The sequence below is a fragment of the Thermogemmatispora sp. genome (assembly GCF_019683635.1).
GTDB lineage: Bacteria > Chloroflexota > Ktedonobacteria > Ktedonobacterales > Ktedonobacteraceae > Thermogemmatispora.
Map to the genome: position 1 here is coordinate 34,236 of NZ_JADGIA010000009.1, position 15,471 is coordinate 49,706.

The 15,471-nt window shown below is 61.6% G+C and carries 11 protein-coding genes; 7 read left to right on the forward strand and 4 right to left on the reverse strand.

The genetic code is table 11. The features are described from left to right. Nucleotides 1-7 precede the first annotated feature (7 nt). The 4 genes from IRZ31_RS02340 (at nt 8) to IRZ31_RS02355 (ending at nt 4,488) form a co-directional block, all read left to right on the forward strand. Nucleotides 8-985, forward strand: coding sequence for an alpha-ketoacid dehydrogenase subunit beta (locus IRZ31_RS02340; protein WP_297149123.1), 978 nt, complete (start codon nt 8-10; stop codon nt 983-985). A 101-nt stretch (nt 986-1,086) separates the two neighbouring features. Next, nucleotides 1,087-2,409 (forward strand): dihydrolipoamide acetyltransferase family protein, encoded by a 1,323-nt coding sequence (locus IRZ31_RS02345; RefSeq protein WP_297149124.1) that lies wholly within the window; start codon nt 1,087-1,089, stop codon nt 2,407-2,409. Between the two features lie 93 nt (nt 2,410-2,502). After that, complete coding sequence (locus IRZ31_RS02350) at nt 2,503-3,672, forward strand: acyl-CoA dehydrogenase family protein (RefSeq protein ID WP_297149126.1); 1,170 nt, start codon at nt 2,503-2,505, stop codon at nt 3,670-3,672. A gap of 30 nt (nt 3,673-3,702) precedes the next feature. Continuing rightward, nucleotides 3,703-4,488, forward strand: coding sequence for an enoyl-CoA hydratase-related protein (locus IRZ31_RS02355; RefSeq protein ID WP_297149127.1), 786 nt, complete (start codon nt 3,703-3,705; stop codon nt 4,486-4,488). Between the two features lie 473 nt (nt 4,489-4,961). Here the strand turns inward: IRZ31_RS02355 and IRZ31_RS02360 are convergent, their stop codons facing one another. Further along, nucleotides 4,962-6,602, reverse strand: a complete 1,641-nt coding sequence (locus IRZ31_RS02360) for a PLP-dependent aminotransferase family protein (RefSeq protein ID WP_297149129.1) — start codon at nt 6,600-6,602, stop codon at nt 4,962-4,964. 418 nt (nt 6,603-7,020) lie between these two features. On the opposite strand from IRZ31_RS02360, the gene IRZ31_RS02365 reads away from it, so the two are divergent. Beyond that, the gene (locus tag IRZ31_RS02365; RefSeq protein WP_363325626.1) at nt 7,021-8,013 is read left to right on the forward strand and encodes a nitronate monooxygenase; all 993 of its coding nucleotides are present in this window, start codon (nt 7,021-7,023) and stop codon (nt 8,011-8,013) included. A gap of 107 nt (nt 8,014-8,120) precedes the next feature. Here IRZ31_RS02365 and IRZ31_RS02370 read toward each other — a convergent pair whose 3' ends face one another. Both IRZ31_RS02370 and IRZ31_RS02375 read right to left on the reverse strand, forming a co-directional pair. Then, nucleotides 8,121-9,581, reverse strand: a complete 1,461-nt coding sequence (locus IRZ31_RS02370; RefSeq protein ID WP_297149133.1) for a CoA-binding protein — start codon at nt 9,579-9,581, stop codon at nt 8,121-8,123. After that, the gene (locus IRZ31_RS02375) at nt 9,582-10,601 is read right to left on the reverse strand and encodes a PAC2 family protein (RefSeq protein WP_297149135.1); all 1,020 of its coding nucleotides are present in this window, start codon (nt 10,599-10,601) and stop codon (nt 9,582-9,584) included. It lies immediately after the preceding gene. Between the two features lie 241 nt (nt 10,602-10,842). On the opposite strand from IRZ31_RS02375, the gene IRZ31_RS02380 reads away from it, so the two are divergent. Next, nucleotides 10,843-11,862 carry an RluA family pseudouridine synthase gene (locus IRZ31_RS02380; RefSeq protein ID WP_297149140.1) on the forward strand — a complete coding sequence of 340 codons (1,020 nt, stop codon included), beginning with the start codon at nt 10,843-10,845 and terminating at the stop codon, nt 11,860-11,862. Nucleotides 11,863-11,954: 92 nt separating this feature from the next. Here IRZ31_RS02380 and IRZ31_RS02385 read toward each other — a convergent pair whose 3' ends face one another. Then, on the reverse strand, nt 11,955-13,523 hold the full coding sequence (locus tag IRZ31_RS02385; RefSeq protein ID WP_297149136.1) for an NAD(P)/FAD-dependent oxidoreductase: 1,569 nt from the start codon (nt 13,521-13,523) through the stop codon (nt 11,955-11,957). Between the two features lie 686 nt (nt 13,524-14,209). On the opposite strand from IRZ31_RS02385, the gene IRZ31_RS02390 reads away from it, so the two are divergent. Continuing rightward, complete coding sequence (locus IRZ31_RS02390; RefSeq protein ID WP_297149138.1) at nt 14,210-15,334, forward strand: glycoside hydrolase family 3 N-terminal domain-containing protein; 1,125 nt, start codon at nt 14,210-14,212, stop codon at nt 15,332-15,334. Nucleotides 15,335-15,471 lie beyond the last annotated feature (137 nt).

Genomic DNA, 15,471 nt, shown 5'->3' on the forward strand with positions numbered 1-15,471 from the left:
AGTTGCTGTGGCGGAAAAACGCTATGTGCGTGCAGTCAACGAGGCTCTCTGTGAAGAGATGGAGCGTGATCCAGCGGTCTGCCTGCTCGGGGTCGACGTTGGGGCGCCTGGCGGCCCCTTTGGAGCCACGCGTGGCCTGCAGGAGCGCTTTGGCCCGCAGCGAGTCCGCGACACGCCGATCAGCGAAGCGGCGGTTGTGGGTCTGGCCATCGGCGCAGCCACGCTCGGTCTCCGCCCGGTCGTTGAGATCATGTTCATGGACTTCCTGGCCCTGGTCATGGACCAGCTCGTGAACCAGGCGGCCAAGATGCGCTACATGACTGGAGGGCAGGCCAAACTGCCGCTGGTGGTACGCACCCAGACTGGTTATCGCGACAGTGCCGGCCCCCAACACGCGCAGAGTCTGGAGGCCTGGCTAACCCACGTGCCCGGCCTCAAAGTGGTGATGCCCTCTGGCCCCTGCGAGGCCAAGGGCCTGCTGAAGGCGGCTATCCGCGACGACAATCCCGTGATCGTTGTGGAGAACCGAACCCTGTATGCCCTGGCCGAAGAGGTCCCGGACGACGATTATGTCCTGCCGCTGGAGCGCGCGGCGATTAAGCGTGAGGGGCGGGATGTGACGATTGCCAGCATTGGAGTCATGGTACGTGAAGCCCTGGCGGCGGCGGAAGCGCTGGCCGGGCGTGGAATCTCCTGCGAGGTCATTGATCTGCGCAGCGCGAATCCGCTAGATCTGCAGACGGTACGAACCTCGCTGGAGAAGACCAATCGTCTGGTGATTGCTCATAGTGCCACGCGCTGCGGCGGAGTTGGAGCTGAGCTAGCAGCGGCCCTCGGTGAAGAGGCGTTTTATATGCTTGACGCGCCTATTATGCGCGTAGGGGCGGCGTTCGCGCCGATTCCTTTTTCACCACCGCTGGAGCGGGCAATCGTGCCCGATCGGGCGGCCATTATCGCGGCTGTAGAGCGAGTGCTGGCCCCGTGAGATGAGGCGCTGGTGTCTCACACTATTCCTGACCGGGGTGTCGTCAGCCTTATGATCTGGCCGTTGACCATTTAGCCGGGCAAACACAGTGGGGAGCAGCTATGACTGAGGCAAGTGAGGGAGCGCAGTCCGAGGTGATCATGCCTCGTCTGGGCCTGACCATGCAGGAGGGTACCATCGTCCAGTGGTCCAAGCCACAGGGAGGATGGGTCAACGCTGGCGAGGTCATCTGCACGATTGAGACGGAGAAAATCACTCATGAGATTGAGGCTCCCAGGAGTGGCTATCTGCAGATCCTCCAGCCTGAAGGGACAACCGTCACTGTCGGCGCTGTCATTGCGCGCATTCTGGCTCAGCGGGAGGCGATGGCTGTAGGGGCCGCGCGAGCAGTTGAGGCGCCAGGGCCAGGGCCAGAGCGGGAAGCGCAAAAGCTGCCAGGCGGCGTGCCGGCAGCAGTTCCAGTTCCGAGGCAGGAGGCTGGTGGCGGAGACGGGCGTGGGCGGCTTGAGATCTCGCCCGTGGCCTTACGCATGGCCCAGGACCTGGGCCTACCCCTGGAGCGCATCCAGGGCAGCGGCCCCCGGGGACGCATTCACAAGGCTGATGTTCTGCGGGCCTGGCAGCAGCTCCGTGAGGGGAGCAGCCAGCCAGCGGCTGTCGACGCGGTGAGCACGGCGCCGTCCCCTGCGGCGATGGCCCCCGTCCAGAGCGTCGCGTCGCTGCCGGCCTACGATCGCGAGCCGCTGACCCCTATGCGTCGGCGTATTGCCGAGCATATGCTGAGCAGCCTGCAAGAGACGGCCCAGCTCACCTTGATGATGGAGGCCGATGTTACCCAGACCTTGCAACTCAGGGCGGAGCTACAGCAGGAGCAGCAGCGCCTTGGAGGGGCCGGAATCACCATTACCCATCTCTTGATCAAGATGGTGGCTCTTGCCTTGCACGAGCATCGTCGGCTCAATGCTGCCCTGGTGGGGGACGAGATCCGCCTCTATCGCGAGATCAATATTGGCGTGGCCACAGCGCTTGAGGATGGCTTGCTCGTGCCTGTTATCCGGGGGGCTGATCGCAAGAGCTTGGCCGAGATCAGTGCGGAGCTGCAGAGCCTGGCCGAGCAGGCTCGCAGCGGTCGGCTGCCGCCCGATGCACTCGCCGGGGCGACCTTTACCATTACCAACCTGGGAGCGCAGGGAGTCGACTACTTCACCCCCATCCTTCCTAGGGGGCAGGGGGCCGTCCTGGGAGTGGGGCGCGTTTGCGAGCAAGTCCGGGCTGGCGCCGAGGGTTTCCAGCGCTACAGCCGGCTGGGGCTGAGCCTGACCTTCGACCACCGTCTCGTCGACGGCGAGCCGGCGGCGCGTTTCCTTGCGCGCGTCAAATATCTGCTGGAGCATCCCTGGACGCTTCTCCTCTCGGCCCATTAAGGGAGCTATCTTACAGGGTGTCCTCCATCCTGGAGGGCCTGGGTGCGGCCCGACCCATCTTGATCCATCCTATCTTGCACAGGGAGAACAACGATGGATTTTCAGACCTCAGAAGAGCATACCCTCATTCGTGAGAGCGTGCGGCAGCTCGCCAGCCGTTATGGCCTGGAGTACTGGCGCGAGAAGGATCGCCAGCATGCTTTCCCCGAGGAGCTATGGAAGGAGCTGGCTCGGGCCGGCTGGTTGGGAACGATCATCCCCGAACGCTATGGGGGAGCTGGCATGGGGCTGCTGGAAATGGCGATCGTGGTGGAAGAGATGGCCGCCAGCGGGGCGGGTGCCACTATTGCCCAGTTGTTCATGATGACGCCAGTCTTTGGAGCCTTGACCATCTTACGGCACGGCTCCGAAGAGCAACGCGAGCGTTACCTGCCAGCGCTGGCGCGCGGCGAATTCGACTTCAGCATGGCCCTCACCGAACCAGATGCGGGGAGCGACACGCTGGCCACCAAGACCCTGGCACGCCGCCACGGCGATGAGTACGTCATCAGCGGCCAAAAGGTATGGATCTCAGGAGTTGATCGCGCCGGTGGCATGTTGCTTGTGGCACGCACCACGCCGCTAGAGGAGGCGCCACGCCGCACCTTTGGCCTCAGCCTCTTTCTCGTTGATCCGCACTCGCCGGGCGTTAGCCATCAGCCGCTGGAGAAAGTGGGAACGCACTGCGTGACCTCAAGCATGGTCTTCATTGACGAGCTGGTCGTGCCCAAGACAGCACTCATCGGTGAAGAGGGCGAGGGCTGGAAATATCTGGTCGATACCCTGAACAGCGAGCGCATCGTTACAACTGCGGGCTGCGTAGGCGCCGGGGATCTGGCCATCAGGTTGGCGGTCGACTATGCCAATGCGCGCGTGGTCTTCGGCCAGAAGATTGGTCGCCATCAGGCCATTCAGTTCCCGCTGGCGCGTCTGAAAGCCGAGATTGAGATGGCTCGTCTCATGAACTACAAAGCAGCCTGGCTGCTTGATCATCACCTGCCCTGTGCGGCGGAGGCCAATATGGCCAAGATGGTGGCGGCAGAGGCCGCCTTCAACGCCTGTGATCAAGCCATGCAGACCCTGGGCGGCTATGGCTTCTCAACGGAGTATCACATCGAGCGCCTCTGGCGTGATGTACGCCTCTTCCGTCTGGCGCCTATCAGTCAGGAAATGATTCTCAACTACATTGCCCAGCATGTGCTGGGACTGCCGCGCTCGTACTGAGCAGGCGCAAGCAAAGTGAGGGAGGCAGAGATGAGCTATCGTTATCTACAGGTGGAGCGCGCTCATCCCCAGGTGGCGCAGGTGACCATTGCGCGCCCGGAGCAGCTCAACGCCATTGACCGCGCTGTGCTTGACGAGCTGGGTCAACTGGTAGATGAGTTGGAACAGGATCGCGAGCTAGTGGTGGTCATTCTGACGGGGGCCGGAGAGAAGACCTTTGTGGCCGGAGGAGATGTGGCCTATATGGCGGCCATGAGCATGCCGGAGGCGCGGCGCTTTGTCTATGCGGGACAGGAGGTCTTGCTGCGACTTGAGCGCAGCAGTAAAGTGAGTATCGCAGCTATCAATGGCTATGCCCTTGGGGGAGGGCTGGAGCTGGCCCTGGCCTGCGATATTCGCCTGGCAGCGGAGGGGGCGCAGCTAGGCTTGCCAGAAACCTCGCTTGGCCTCTTGCCCGGCTGGGGCGGTACCCAGCGCCTGGCGCGCCTGCTGGGGCCTGGTTTGGCCAAAGAGCTGATCTTCACAGGGCGCCGTGTAGGAGCAGAGGAAGCGCTGCAGATCGGGCTGGTCAATCGGGTGGTACCACGCGAGCGGCTGCTGAGCGAAGCCCACGAACTGGCGCGGCGCATCGCGCGCAATAGCCCGATTGCGGTACAGCAGGCTAAGCGAGCCATCAATCAGGGCCTACAGACCTCCCTGGATCAGGGCCTCGTGATCGAGGCCGAGGCCTGGCTGGTCCTCTTTGGAACTCATGATCGTCAGGAGGGAACACGGGCCTTCGTGGAAAAGCGCCCCGCACACTTCACCGGCGAGTAACAGGTAGGACAGGAAGAGAGAAAGAAGGCTCCTCACTCTGTCTGGAAGGGCAGGCAGGTCGCGCCCACGAGCCTTCGTCTCTTCCTTCTCTTGAACCTTCTCCGAATCATTTACGTTGGTTTCGTCCCCTGCTGCCTGGCTGGGCGAATGAAGTCCTGTCAGACGGGATCAGCAGCCTCTCAAAGTGCTACTTCCTCTCAAACTCTTTATCTTGCCTCACCTTGCCTCAGACTACTACTCTCTCACGATTGCCTGCTATCTTCCATGTACTTGGGGCGGCGAGCGTCAAAGTCTCAAGCCTCTACTTGCTGATCACTCATGGAAGCTGAGCACGTTACGCAGCTAGCCCTCGACAGACACGCCTGTTGGAACCGGTCTGGCGACTTAGCTGGTCAGGCCAGTCCCAACAGGCGTCTTCCTTCGGGGGTCAGGTGCTCGGGTGTCCAGCGCGGTTCCCAGACCAGTTCGATGCCTCAGACAGCGGTGAACAGATCGGGCGAGGCCCGGCCCCGACCGGAGCTGCTCCCATGTAGCAGAGCGCGCAGCGTCGACGATAGCCGCTTGACCCCCTCGCATAGTTGCTCCGGGGACTTATCAGCGAAAGTCAGGCGTATACTCGGCAGCTGCTGCTGACTGTTTTCGACGCGGAAGAGCTGACCGGGAGCCAGCAACAGACCGCGATCGGCAGCCTTCTCAATCACTTCATATTCTTGCAGCTGCGGCGGCAGCCAGAGCAGCAGGTTGAGGCCCGCGGTCGGCACCGTCCAGCGGCATTCAAGCCCGGCCAGCTCCTCCTCTAGCAGGTTCAACAGGGCGTCGCGCCGGCGCCGATACTCCTGGCGATAGAGACAAAGCTCCTCCTCGAATGCGGGATCGCTCAGATGTTCCAGAAGAGCGCGGGCCAGGGGCAGCGAGGTGCCGCGCGCGAACGTCTGCTTGCCCTCGACCAGGCGCGCCAGGATCGGCGGAGCTGCCACGATACAGCCGAGGCGCAGCGTTGGAAAAATCAACTTGTTGAAGCTCTTCAGATAGATCACGCGTCCCTCGCCATCAAAGCTGCGCAGCGCTGGTGGCGGCTCACCACACCCCGACTCACCGTAGAACAGCTCGCTACAATAGTCGTCTTCGACGATCAGCAGATTGTAGCGACTGGCCAGCTCAACCAGCTGCTGGCGACGCTCACGTGACATCGTGGCGCCGGTGGGTGAATGGGCGGTCGGCACCACACAGAGCAGACGGGGGCGAGCCGCGGGTGCCTCTAGCGCCTGCTCCAGCAGATCGAGACGCAGCCCCTCCTCATCGACCGGAATTGGCTGGCAGGTCGCTCGCTGTTGCTCAAAGATATCCAGAGCCGCCAGATAGGCCGGCTCCTCAATGAAGACCGGCTCGCCCGGCGTGAGCAGCACGCGCGCGACCAAATCCAGCCCTTGCTGGTTGCCGCTCGTGAGCAGAATCTCCTGTGGCTCCGGCTGGAAGCCGAAGCGCGTGAAATACTGGCAGAGATAGCGGCGCAGAGCCTCATCGCCCAGAGTTGAACCGTACTGCAATACCTGCAAGCTGGCTGCCTGCCGCGTCTCCTCGGCCAGGAGCCGCCCGGCGCGTGCCATCGAGTGTTCCCAGCGTTCGATGGGAAAGAGGCTGACATCAGGATAGCCACTGCTCAGATTGAGCATGGTGGCAGGATCGCCCCAGCGCTCCAGGGAGCGCTGCGTCAGCCACTGCAATTGACCAGCTCGGCTGGCCTGTAGCGATAGTCCTCCGAGCCAGCCAGTCGCCCAGTCCAGTCGTTGGCACTGGCTGGTCGAGACCGGACCGCTTGTCGGGAGATCACCCCCGAAGGGTGCCCGTGCCCGCGCCAGGGCCGTCAGAGGCGAAGAAAGAATATAGGTACCACGCCCAACGTGGCCGCCGATTACTCCCTCGCTAGCGAGTAGATCGTAGGCTTGAGCAACTGTGGTTGTGCTCACGCTCAGCTCCGCCGCCAGCCGACGTACCGGCGGCAGCTGCGTGCCCTCTGTAAGCTCTCCTCGCACAATGGCGCTTTTGATTTGTTCAGCAAGCTGCTGATAGAGCAGAGTACGCGTGCTCTTGTCCAATGAAAAAGTGATACTCATAGTCCCTGCCTGGCTTCGTCCTACCTGCTATTTCATGGGAAATACTATAAGTTACAGATGGGGTTCATTTCGCCATTTGGAGCCTTTAAGGATTGTATAGCCTAGTATATGCGAATCCACAATCGTTGTCAATTCAGTAGTTTGCTGCTCTCTCCCTTACACAAGGGAGAGATTGTACACAGATGACTATCATTAGCCTATGAGCAGGAGAGCATAGTAAAGGATTGTATGTATCAGCGATACAATTGTGGCAATCAATTGTTGAGGAACAGCGCAGGGGAAGGGAAGAGCGAGCGGCGTCGATGGTATAATATCCTCTGCCGGCCAACGAAGGCGGGAGGCGAAGAAGAGCCTGTCATCTCATCCTGAACCCGGTCGGCGAAAGGCGGGAACGCACTTGACATCGCTACCTGAGCGCATGCAGACGCGCTTTACAGAACTCGTTAACATTCGCTATCCCATTGTCCAGGGAGGGCTTTCCCATCTCTCCTTTGCCGAGCTAGCGGCGGCGGTCTCCAACGCTGGTGGCCTTGGTCAGATCGGCTGTGCCTGTTTTGCCACGCCTGAAGAACTGCGGGCTGAGATCCAGAAGGCCAGGCGGCTTACCGACAAACCGTTTGGCGTCAATTTCCCCATCGGACATATTTCCCTTGAGCCATTTCTCGATGCTGCTCTCAGCGAAGAGCCGGCGGTCATCAGCATCACCGGTGGCAATCCCGAGCCGCTGCTCAAGCGCATTCAAGCGAGCGGCGTGAAAGTACGCACAATGGTACTTGTCGCGGGGGTGAGGGCGGCGCGCAAAGCGGAGGCCCTGGGAGCTGATGCTGTTATTGCTGTCGGTTTCGAAGGTGGGGGGCATCTCGGGCGCGACGATCTTGGTACGCTGGTGTTGACGCCGCGCGTTGTCGAGGCCGTCAAGATTCCAGTGCTGGCCAGTGGTGGCATCGCCGACGGGCGCGGTCTCGCGGCAGCCCTGGCTCTTGGAGCTGAGGGCATTGAGCTGGGCACGCGCTTTGTAGCTGTGCGGGAGAGCAATGCCCACCCGCACTATCAGCAGGCCCTGCTCGAAGCCCAGGAGACGGATACCATGATCATCGAGCGCAGCATCGGGCGTCCGGCGCGCGTTCTCAAAGGGCCGGTTGCCGAGCGTATTCGCCAGGTTGAGGAAGAGCTAGAGCGCGAAGGGGCTACCGCTGAGGAGCGCCTGCGCCGGCTGTTGCCGCTCATCAGCGGCGCTGTTAACAAACGAGCTGCTCTGGAGGGGGTTCTCGACGAGGGCTTTGTTTGGGCTGGGCAAGTGGTGGGTCTCATCCATGATATTCCCACGGCTCAGGAGCTGATCGAGCGCATTGTCCAGGAAGCCTGGGAGATCAGCCGGCGCCTGCCAGGACTCTTTGTCGCACCGCGCTGAGTCAGGTGCCTGGCCCAGCGCAAGGCAAGAGGAGGTCGAGCGAGAGCAATCGCCGCGCCGCCTGTGAGCGCCAGGCGCTCTGCCAGGCTCGACCTCGTTTGACCTGCTTACGCTCCAGGCTCCCGGTTGGCGGTGCTGCTGGCCATGCGCGTCAGAAACTGGCCAATTTCAACCAAAGCTGCCATAGCGCGACAGGTGATCTCAATCGACTCGTAGTAAGGAATGCCCTCTTCGCGCAGCAGCTGCAGCGCCGGGATCTCCTTATCGTAGCGAGCGTAGATGGTTTGTACCAGGACCGGCTTGGCGTACTGGCGCACAAGGCGGCCCAGCTCGCGGGCAGCTTCCTCCTCGCGCGCCCCGAAAGCCTCGGAAAGCAACCAGCGATAGCCGCCGAAGAGGCCCGTGATGATAACGCCATCAACGTCGGGATCGGCCAGACAGACCTCACTCAGGCGAGCGAAAGCCAGCGGGTCCTCATCGGCGGCGCCGGCGACATCGATCGGATTGGTGGCTGTTGCCCGCGCGGGCATCAAGGCGCGCAGCTGCTGCTGCGTCTCCTCCTTGAGGACGGGCACCTCCAGGCCGCAGCGTAAGGCGGCATCGCCGGAGGCTACCACGCTTCCGCCTCCATCGCCAACGATAGCGATGCGTCGCCTCCCGCCTGGGGTCGGCGGCTGCAGCGCCAAGGCCCGTGCCACTGGATACAGCTCATCCGAGCGGATGACGCGTACCACGCCGCTGCCGAGTAATGCTGTGTCATGGTCGGGGCGCACTGTCGCCAGGCTACCAGTATGGGCTAAGGCGGCGCGTACTCCAACCTCGGTGGCTCCGCTCAGCAAGATGACCACCGGTTTATAGCGTCCCTGGCGGTAGAGCTGCTGTGTCACCTGCTGCAGTGTGGCCTCGTCGATGGCTTCGACGTAGCCAGCGATCACCTTTGTCTCAGGGTCGTTGGCTAGATACTGCAGATACTCGGGGAAGCGCACATCGGCGCCGTTTCCCATGCTCAGGAAGGTCGTGAAGCCCAGTCCATCGAGCTGAGCCTGTGCGTAGAGGTACATGCCGAGATTGCCGCTTTGGGAGACCAGGCCGATCGGTCCCTCTGGCAGCGGAAAGGCCATGCCCAGGGCGTTGAGCCGGGCGCGCCGCACGTAGACCCCCATGCAGTTGCTGCCCAGGATACGGATGCCGTGCTCGTGGCAGCGAGTGACCAGCTCCATTTCGAGGGCGCGGCCCTCGGGGCCGGTCTCGCTGAAGCCGGCGGTGACGATCACGATGCCTTTCACCCCGTGAGCGATGCAATCGTCGACGGCGGCGGGCACGTGCTGGAAGGCGGTGGTAATGATGGCCAGATCAACAGGCCCGGGCACAGCGCGCAGACTGGGGTAGGTGCGCTGGCCAAGGATCTCGGGGGCGCTGGGCGTGACCAGATAGACCTCGCCTGGAAAGCTCGCCAATAGCTGGCGAGCGGCGACATGGCCCCACTTCTGGGGCGCGCGCGATGCGCCGATGATGGCGACAGAGCGCGGGTGCAGCACTTCCTCAAGCGTATACAGCCGGTTGCTCATTCAACCCTCGTCCTTGGAATCGTCGGTATCGGTGGGTGGCCCCTGTTCGCGCTCACGTCGCAGCAGCTCCTCGACGCTGCGAATGAGCACATCCGCGCTCGGCAGGGGACCGGTGCCGGCGGGGTGGTCGAGGTCAGTGGCCGGACCGTGGGCTGTCTCCACCACGGGTGGCTCCTCCTCGTCCTCTGGATCATCCTCCTCGTCCTCCTCATCCTCCTCGTCTGCCAGGGCATGGATCTGTTCTTCCAGGCGACGGACGTAGGCGCTGGCCTCGGGATCGCGAGCCACCAGCGCGGTAATCTGCTCCTCGAAGCGGACGGCATCCACCTGGATCTCGTTGAGGTCGAGGTCGAGGGAGAGGAGGCTGTTGACATAGGTCAGGAGGGCCGCGGTCACTTTGATGTTCGGCGTGGCGGCCAGGTAGTGGGGCGCTGCCGCCCAGAGGCTGGCTGCTGGAATGTTGGCGCGGCGGCAGGCATCCTGCAACACGCCGATCATGCCGGTGGGACCCTCGTAACCAGAGCTGTGGATGTCCAACTCGCGTAGCCGTTCCTGGAGCTCGGGCGTTGACGAGCTGCCGGTAATGGGCACGGCCAGCGAGTGGGGGATGTCCGCCAGCATAGCCCCCAGCAGAATGACCTCCGAGACGTGAAAGTGGCGACAGACCTCTAGAAAACACTCACTGAAGGTATGCCACTTGAGCTGCGGCTCTACTCCCAGGTAGAGGATGATGTCGCGCTCTTGCTCGGGAAGGCTGTGGGCGGAGAACTGGTTAGCGGGCCAGACCAGGGAACGCTGCATGCCGTCGACAATGCGCACAATGGGCCGCGTTTCGGTAAAGACGTAGAAGTCTTCGCTGTCAATTTCGGCGATCTTCACCGGCTTCCAGCGATCAATCAGGAATTTGATGGCGGTAGTGGCCGAGTCGGCGGCGTCGTTCCAGCCGGCCAAGGCGGCGATCAGCACCGGGTTGCGTAGTTGCAGGTGTTCACGATAATACTGGATCAGAGACATGCTCATACCTCTCTCTGCCTTCCCTGGACCGTATCCTACACATTCTACCATGTTGGGGAAATTGTGGGCAGTCTCTCTTGTTCTCCCCCCTACGCCCGGCCAGGGTCTGGCTCTTGATCCTCGCTGAGGCGGGGGCTATAATACCCTGACAATGTGGACCTGCCTGGATGCGCTCGCCGCGTTGAGCACACTGACAAGAGGGTGGGGGCGTTGGGAAACCAGCGAGCGGCAGGAGGTGGTTTCTGTGATGGAGCTGGACCCGAGTCTGATTCTCTATCAAGATCATCACATGCTGGCGGTCAATAAGCCGGCGGGCGTGGTGATTCATCCAACCTATAAGCATGCTGATGATACGCTCTGGAATATGATCCTGGCCTATCTGGAACGGCAGGGGCCGGAGGAGTGGCAGCCGCCGGAGTTGCCCGATGAGCCGGGTTGGGAGCGGGCGCCCGAGGCGGTGCGCCTGATGCTGCGCGAGCGGCGGGCGGCGCGGCTGCGCAGGCAGGAGGGGCCGCTGCCCAAGCCGGTACTCTTGCATCGTTTGGATAAGGATACGTCGGGGGTGGTGTTGTTGGCCCGTACAGAGAATGCCCGGCGCTATCTGGGACGCCAGTTCAATGAGCATCGGGTGCTGAAGCGCTATCTGGCGGTGGCCTTCGCCGGGGCGCCGGCCTGGACGCGACCGCTGCAGCCGCTGCGGGTGTGTCGCCTCTCTGTGGCTGAGCTGGAGGATGGACTGGGGCCAGGAACTCTTGACCTGGCTGGAACAGGGAAGTGGCCTGGCTCGCAGGAGCTGGTGATCTCGGGAGAGGGGCCGGAGCCGGAGCCGCTACCACTGCCCGTTGGGAGCCTTTGGCTGCTTGATGGGCCGATTCAGCGTGATCCCCAGGATCGTCGACGCTGCGTGGTGGGGCCAGAAGGCTTGCCTGCGCAGACGCTGGTGCAGGTGCTGGCCCAGCAGGGACCTTTCCTCTTGCTGGAAGCACGCCCGATTACGGGACGGATTCATCAGATTCGCGCTCATCTGGCATCTCTGGGTTATGCGCTGGTCGGTGACCAGACCTATGCTCCTCCTCCGCTGCCGGGAACACCCCAGGCCGCTTTGCTGCGCCAGTTTCTTCATGCTTCCAGTTTGACGGTGCGTCGCTATCCCGATGAGGCGCCGGCGACTCTGGTAGCACCGTTGAGTGAGGAGCTGCGCCTCTGGCTGGAGGCGCACTTTCCTGCGGCCCAGGCCCTGCTCGCTAACCAGGGATGGGCGGCCTGACTGCCTTCTTCTTAATTGGATTTCTTATAGCCTTAATCCCTTGTTGCGACAGCCAGCCTTGCCCCTGGTTCTGGCTGCTGCGGCCAGAAGATTCAGGAGGTTGCTCCCCAGTCGCGTAGCAGCGCCATAGCTGCGTTATGGCCGGGTGCTCCCATGACGCCCCCGCCGGGATGGGTGCCTGACCCGCAGAGGTAGAGGCCGGCGATTGGGGTGCGATAGCGGGCACACTCGGGCGTTGGACGCTGACCGAAGAGCTGGTCGGGGGTGATCTCGCCGTGGAAGATGTGTCCTTCGGTCATACCGTAGCGCTGCTCGATGTCCGCTGGACTCAGCACCTGGCGATCGATGATGGCATCGGCAAAGTTGGGGGCGAATGCGCACATGGTGGCGATGACGCGCTTGACCATTTCTTCTTTGACTTCTTCGCTCCAGGGTCGATCTTTCAGGTGGTAGGGAGCGTATTGGCAGAACATTGAGATCAGGTGTTTGCCTGGCGGGGTGAGTGAGGGATCAGTGGCCGACTGCATGTAGGCCTCGATGTAGGGGTGGCGCGATAGCTCGCCTCGCAGGGCGTCCTCGTAGGCTTGCTGAACCCAGTCGGGGGTGGGCGAAATCTCGCATGAGCCTGCGTGCTGCAGGCCTGGTTCACTGCCTGGCAGGCAGCTGAAGCTGGGAAGTTCCTTGAGAGCGAGGTTGATCTTGATGACAGGACTTTCGGTCTTGAAGCGTTTGATGCGTGCCAGGAAGGTGGGATCAAGGCCGGCGTCAGCGCACAGTTGCAGGAAGGTTCGTTTGGGGTCGGCGTTCGAGAGGACTGCCCGAGCACGGATTTCTTCGCCGGTCTCCAGACGCACGCCTTCAGCTCGCCCATTGTGGATCAGGATGCTAGCCACAGGGGCGCCTGTGCGAATCAGGGCACCGTGGGCGGTGGCTGAGGCTGCCAGGGCAAAGCTGATGCGCCCCATGCCGCCGCGAACGTAGCCCCAGAGGCCGCGCTGTCCGTTCACCTCGCCGAACATGTGGTGCCACATCACGTAGACAGAGCCTGGCGTTTTGGGGCCGATGAAGCTGCCAATGACACCTTGACCGGCAAAGGCAGCTCGTACCTGATCAGATTCGAAATACTCGGCAAGCAAATCGTAGAGGTTGCCGAACATGAGTCGGCTGTAGATTTCTTCATCTTCGCCGCGAAAGCGTGCCGCCAGCTCGGCCAGTGTGGGCGGCTCCTCTAGGAGCAGGGGCGTGAGAATGTCTGAGGCGCGTTCAAAGAAACGCAGAAAGCGCGGATAGGCGGCGGCGTCGCGCGGTGAGAAGCGTCGAATACTTTCGGCGGTTTGCTCACTACTGGCGCGAATGAAGAGATAGCTGCCGTCTGGGAAGGGCACGAACATCTGAGGATCTTTGATGTAGGCCTCGAAGCCGTAGCGCGCTAGTTCAAGGTCGCGGATGATTTCCGGTCGCAGGAGACTCACGACGTAGGCACAGGGGGAGACGCTGAAGCCTGGGAAGGGTTCTTCGAGAGTACAGGCGCCCCCTACACGGTCGCGCTGTTCGAGAACAAGGACACGCTTGCCAGCGCGCGCCAGGTAGCCGGCGGCAACGAGACCATTATGGCCAGCTCCGATGATGATGACGTCGTAGTGATGAGAGTGCTCGCTCATTAGGGGGTTCCTTTCTGCCTCCACTGACGGCGCGTCGCATGGGGCGGCGCTGCCTATCTCTGTCTCTGCTGGTTGCTTTGCTTGGGATGATAGCCGCTGAGCCTGCGCTGCGTCAAGTTGCTCTCCTCCTTCCGTTGGGTATTTCTTATAGCCTCAAGGCTTTAGACTCTCACTAACCTGTGATGCGGACTGCCTGCACCTGCTGCAATCCACCTGACCACCAGGCAGCATTGCCTCGTAGTCTTAGATGCAAGGTCGTGTGTGGAAGAAAGCATGGCCTGGGCTAGCGGTAAGTAGCTAGCACGGGGGAGTGGGGAGGGGCTGGTGAATAGTATCCAGTCTGGTGTAGCATATTCTTATAGTCATGAACTACACATACACAAAAGCAGACGCACAAGCCGCTGATCCCCAACAGGACGACAGATAAACAGCCCCTTTCTCTCAATCCGTTACCTGCCGCCGTTTGCACCGTCCCAACCCTTCGAGGGAGAGTTATGCTAAGCAGAGAGCACACTGATGATCTTTGCCACCTACCATATCGAGGGCAGACAGGTACAGGAATGAAGAAAAAAACCCTGAGCATCAAAAGAAAAAGCATTCGACTCGCCTCTTATATCTCTATATGCGCATTATTGCTACTTCTAGGAGCTTGCGGTCAAAGCAGTGAAGGAGCGAGCCGCCAACCTGTGGCCTCAGCAACAGCCCTCTCGCGTCCTGCAGCCACCCGACCGGACTGGCAGGGACGCAGCGTAGAGAGCGATCGGCTCCTGGTTGCCAAGGCTCAGCAGATACTGGCCAGCATGACCCTTGACCAGAAGCTTGGCCAGCTCATTATTGTCGAATACCTGGGCCACGACTACCAGGAAAGCGGCCTGCAGGAAATGATCCGCGACCAATACGTCGGCGGTTTCATGTATCAGGAAAGCAACCACAATTTTGACGCACCCTATGATAGCATCGCCGCTGTAGCAGCCTTCTCGCAGCAGGCCATGCAGGATGCCAAGATCCCCCTGCTGATCGCCACCGACCAGGAAGGAGGACTTGTCAACCGGCTCTACAAGTTTCACGGGCCGCTGCCCTCAGCAGAAGAGATGGCAGCCACGGGAAAACCCTCCTATGCCTATCAGCAAGGCAGCCAGGCCGCCGAGTGGATGAAACAGCTCGGCATCAACAGCGACCTGGCCCCCGTTGTTGACGTTCACACCGTGGACCCCCCGGTCCTGGAGACACGCATGTTTGGGAGCGATCCACAAACAGTAGCCACCTACGCCGGTGCCTACCTGCAGGGGCTGCAAGAACACCAGGTTGCTGGCTGCCTCAAGCACTTTCCCGGGCTGGGAGCAATTACCTCCGACCCGCACAGCGGCCTACCCGTTGTCAACCGCGACCTGGCCACCCTGAACCGGATCGACCTGGCACCCTATCGCCTCATGATTCCCAAAGACCAGCCAGCAATGATCATGGCCACCGATGTCCTGATGCCAGCCATCGACCCGCAGCTGCCAGCGGAGCTATCGCCGAAAGCCATCGACGGCGTACTCCGACAGCAGCTCGGCTACAACGGGGTCGTTATTACCGACGGCCTCTACATGCGCGGCATCAGCGAACACTGGTCGCTGAGTGAAGCAGCCGTCATGGCCATCGAAGCCGGAAACGATCTCATCGAAGGCCCCTACACACCGAGCCAGGTGACTGATGTCGTCAGCGCCCTCAAGGCCGCCATCCAACAAGGCCAACTGACGGAAGCACGCATCGACCAATCAGTCGAGCGCATCCTCCTGCTCAAACTACGCTACGGGATCATCCACTAGGAAAGCAGAAAACAGGAACAGGAAAGGGAGGGAGGACTTAGAACCCCCTCCCTTTCCCCCTCTCCTCCACTCTCCTGTCTCTCATCACCCCACCGCTTATGCCAGGCCGGCAGCTTCATCCACAGCCCGCGCCAGCG

Excerpts from the sequence above, each read along its gene's own strand:
- IRZ31_RS02375 (WP_297149135.1), bottom strand. The coding sequence starts at position 10,601 with ATGAGCATGTCTCTGATCCAGTATTATCGTGAACACCTGCAACTACGC.
- IRZ31_RS02345 (WP_297149124.1), top strand. The coding sequence starts at position 1,087 with ATGACTGAGGCAAGTGAGGGAGCGCAGTCCGAGGTGATCATGCCTCGT.
- IRZ31_RS02360 (WP_297149129.1), bottom strand. The coding sequence starts at position 6,602 with ATGAGTATCACTTTTTCATTGGACAAGAGCACGCGTACTCTGCTCTAT.
- IRZ31_RS02355 (WP_297149127.1), top strand. The coding sequence starts at position 3,703 with ATGAGCTATCGTTATCTACAGGTGGAGCGCGCTCATCCCCAGGTGGCG.
- IRZ31_RS02350 (WP_297149126.1), top strand. The coding sequence starts at position 2,503 with ATGGATTTTCAGACCTCAGAAGAGCATACCCTCATTCGTGAGAGCGTG.
- IRZ31_RS02365 (WP_363325626.1), top strand. The coding sequence starts at position 7,021 with ATGCAGACGCGCTTTACAGAACTCGTTAACATTCGCTATCCCATTGTC.
- IRZ31_RS02380 (WP_297149140.1), top strand. The coding sequence starts at position 10,843 with ATGGAGCTGGACCCGAGTCTGATTCTCTATCAAGATCATCACATGCTG.
- IRZ31_RS02385 (WP_297149136.1), bottom strand. The coding sequence starts at position 13,523 with ATGAGCGAGCACTCTCATCACTACGACGTCATCATCATCGGAGCTGGC.
- IRZ31_RS02370 (WP_297149133.1), bottom strand. The coding sequence starts at position 9,581 with ATGAGCAACCGGCTGTATACGCTTGAGGAAGTGCTGCACCCGCGCTCT.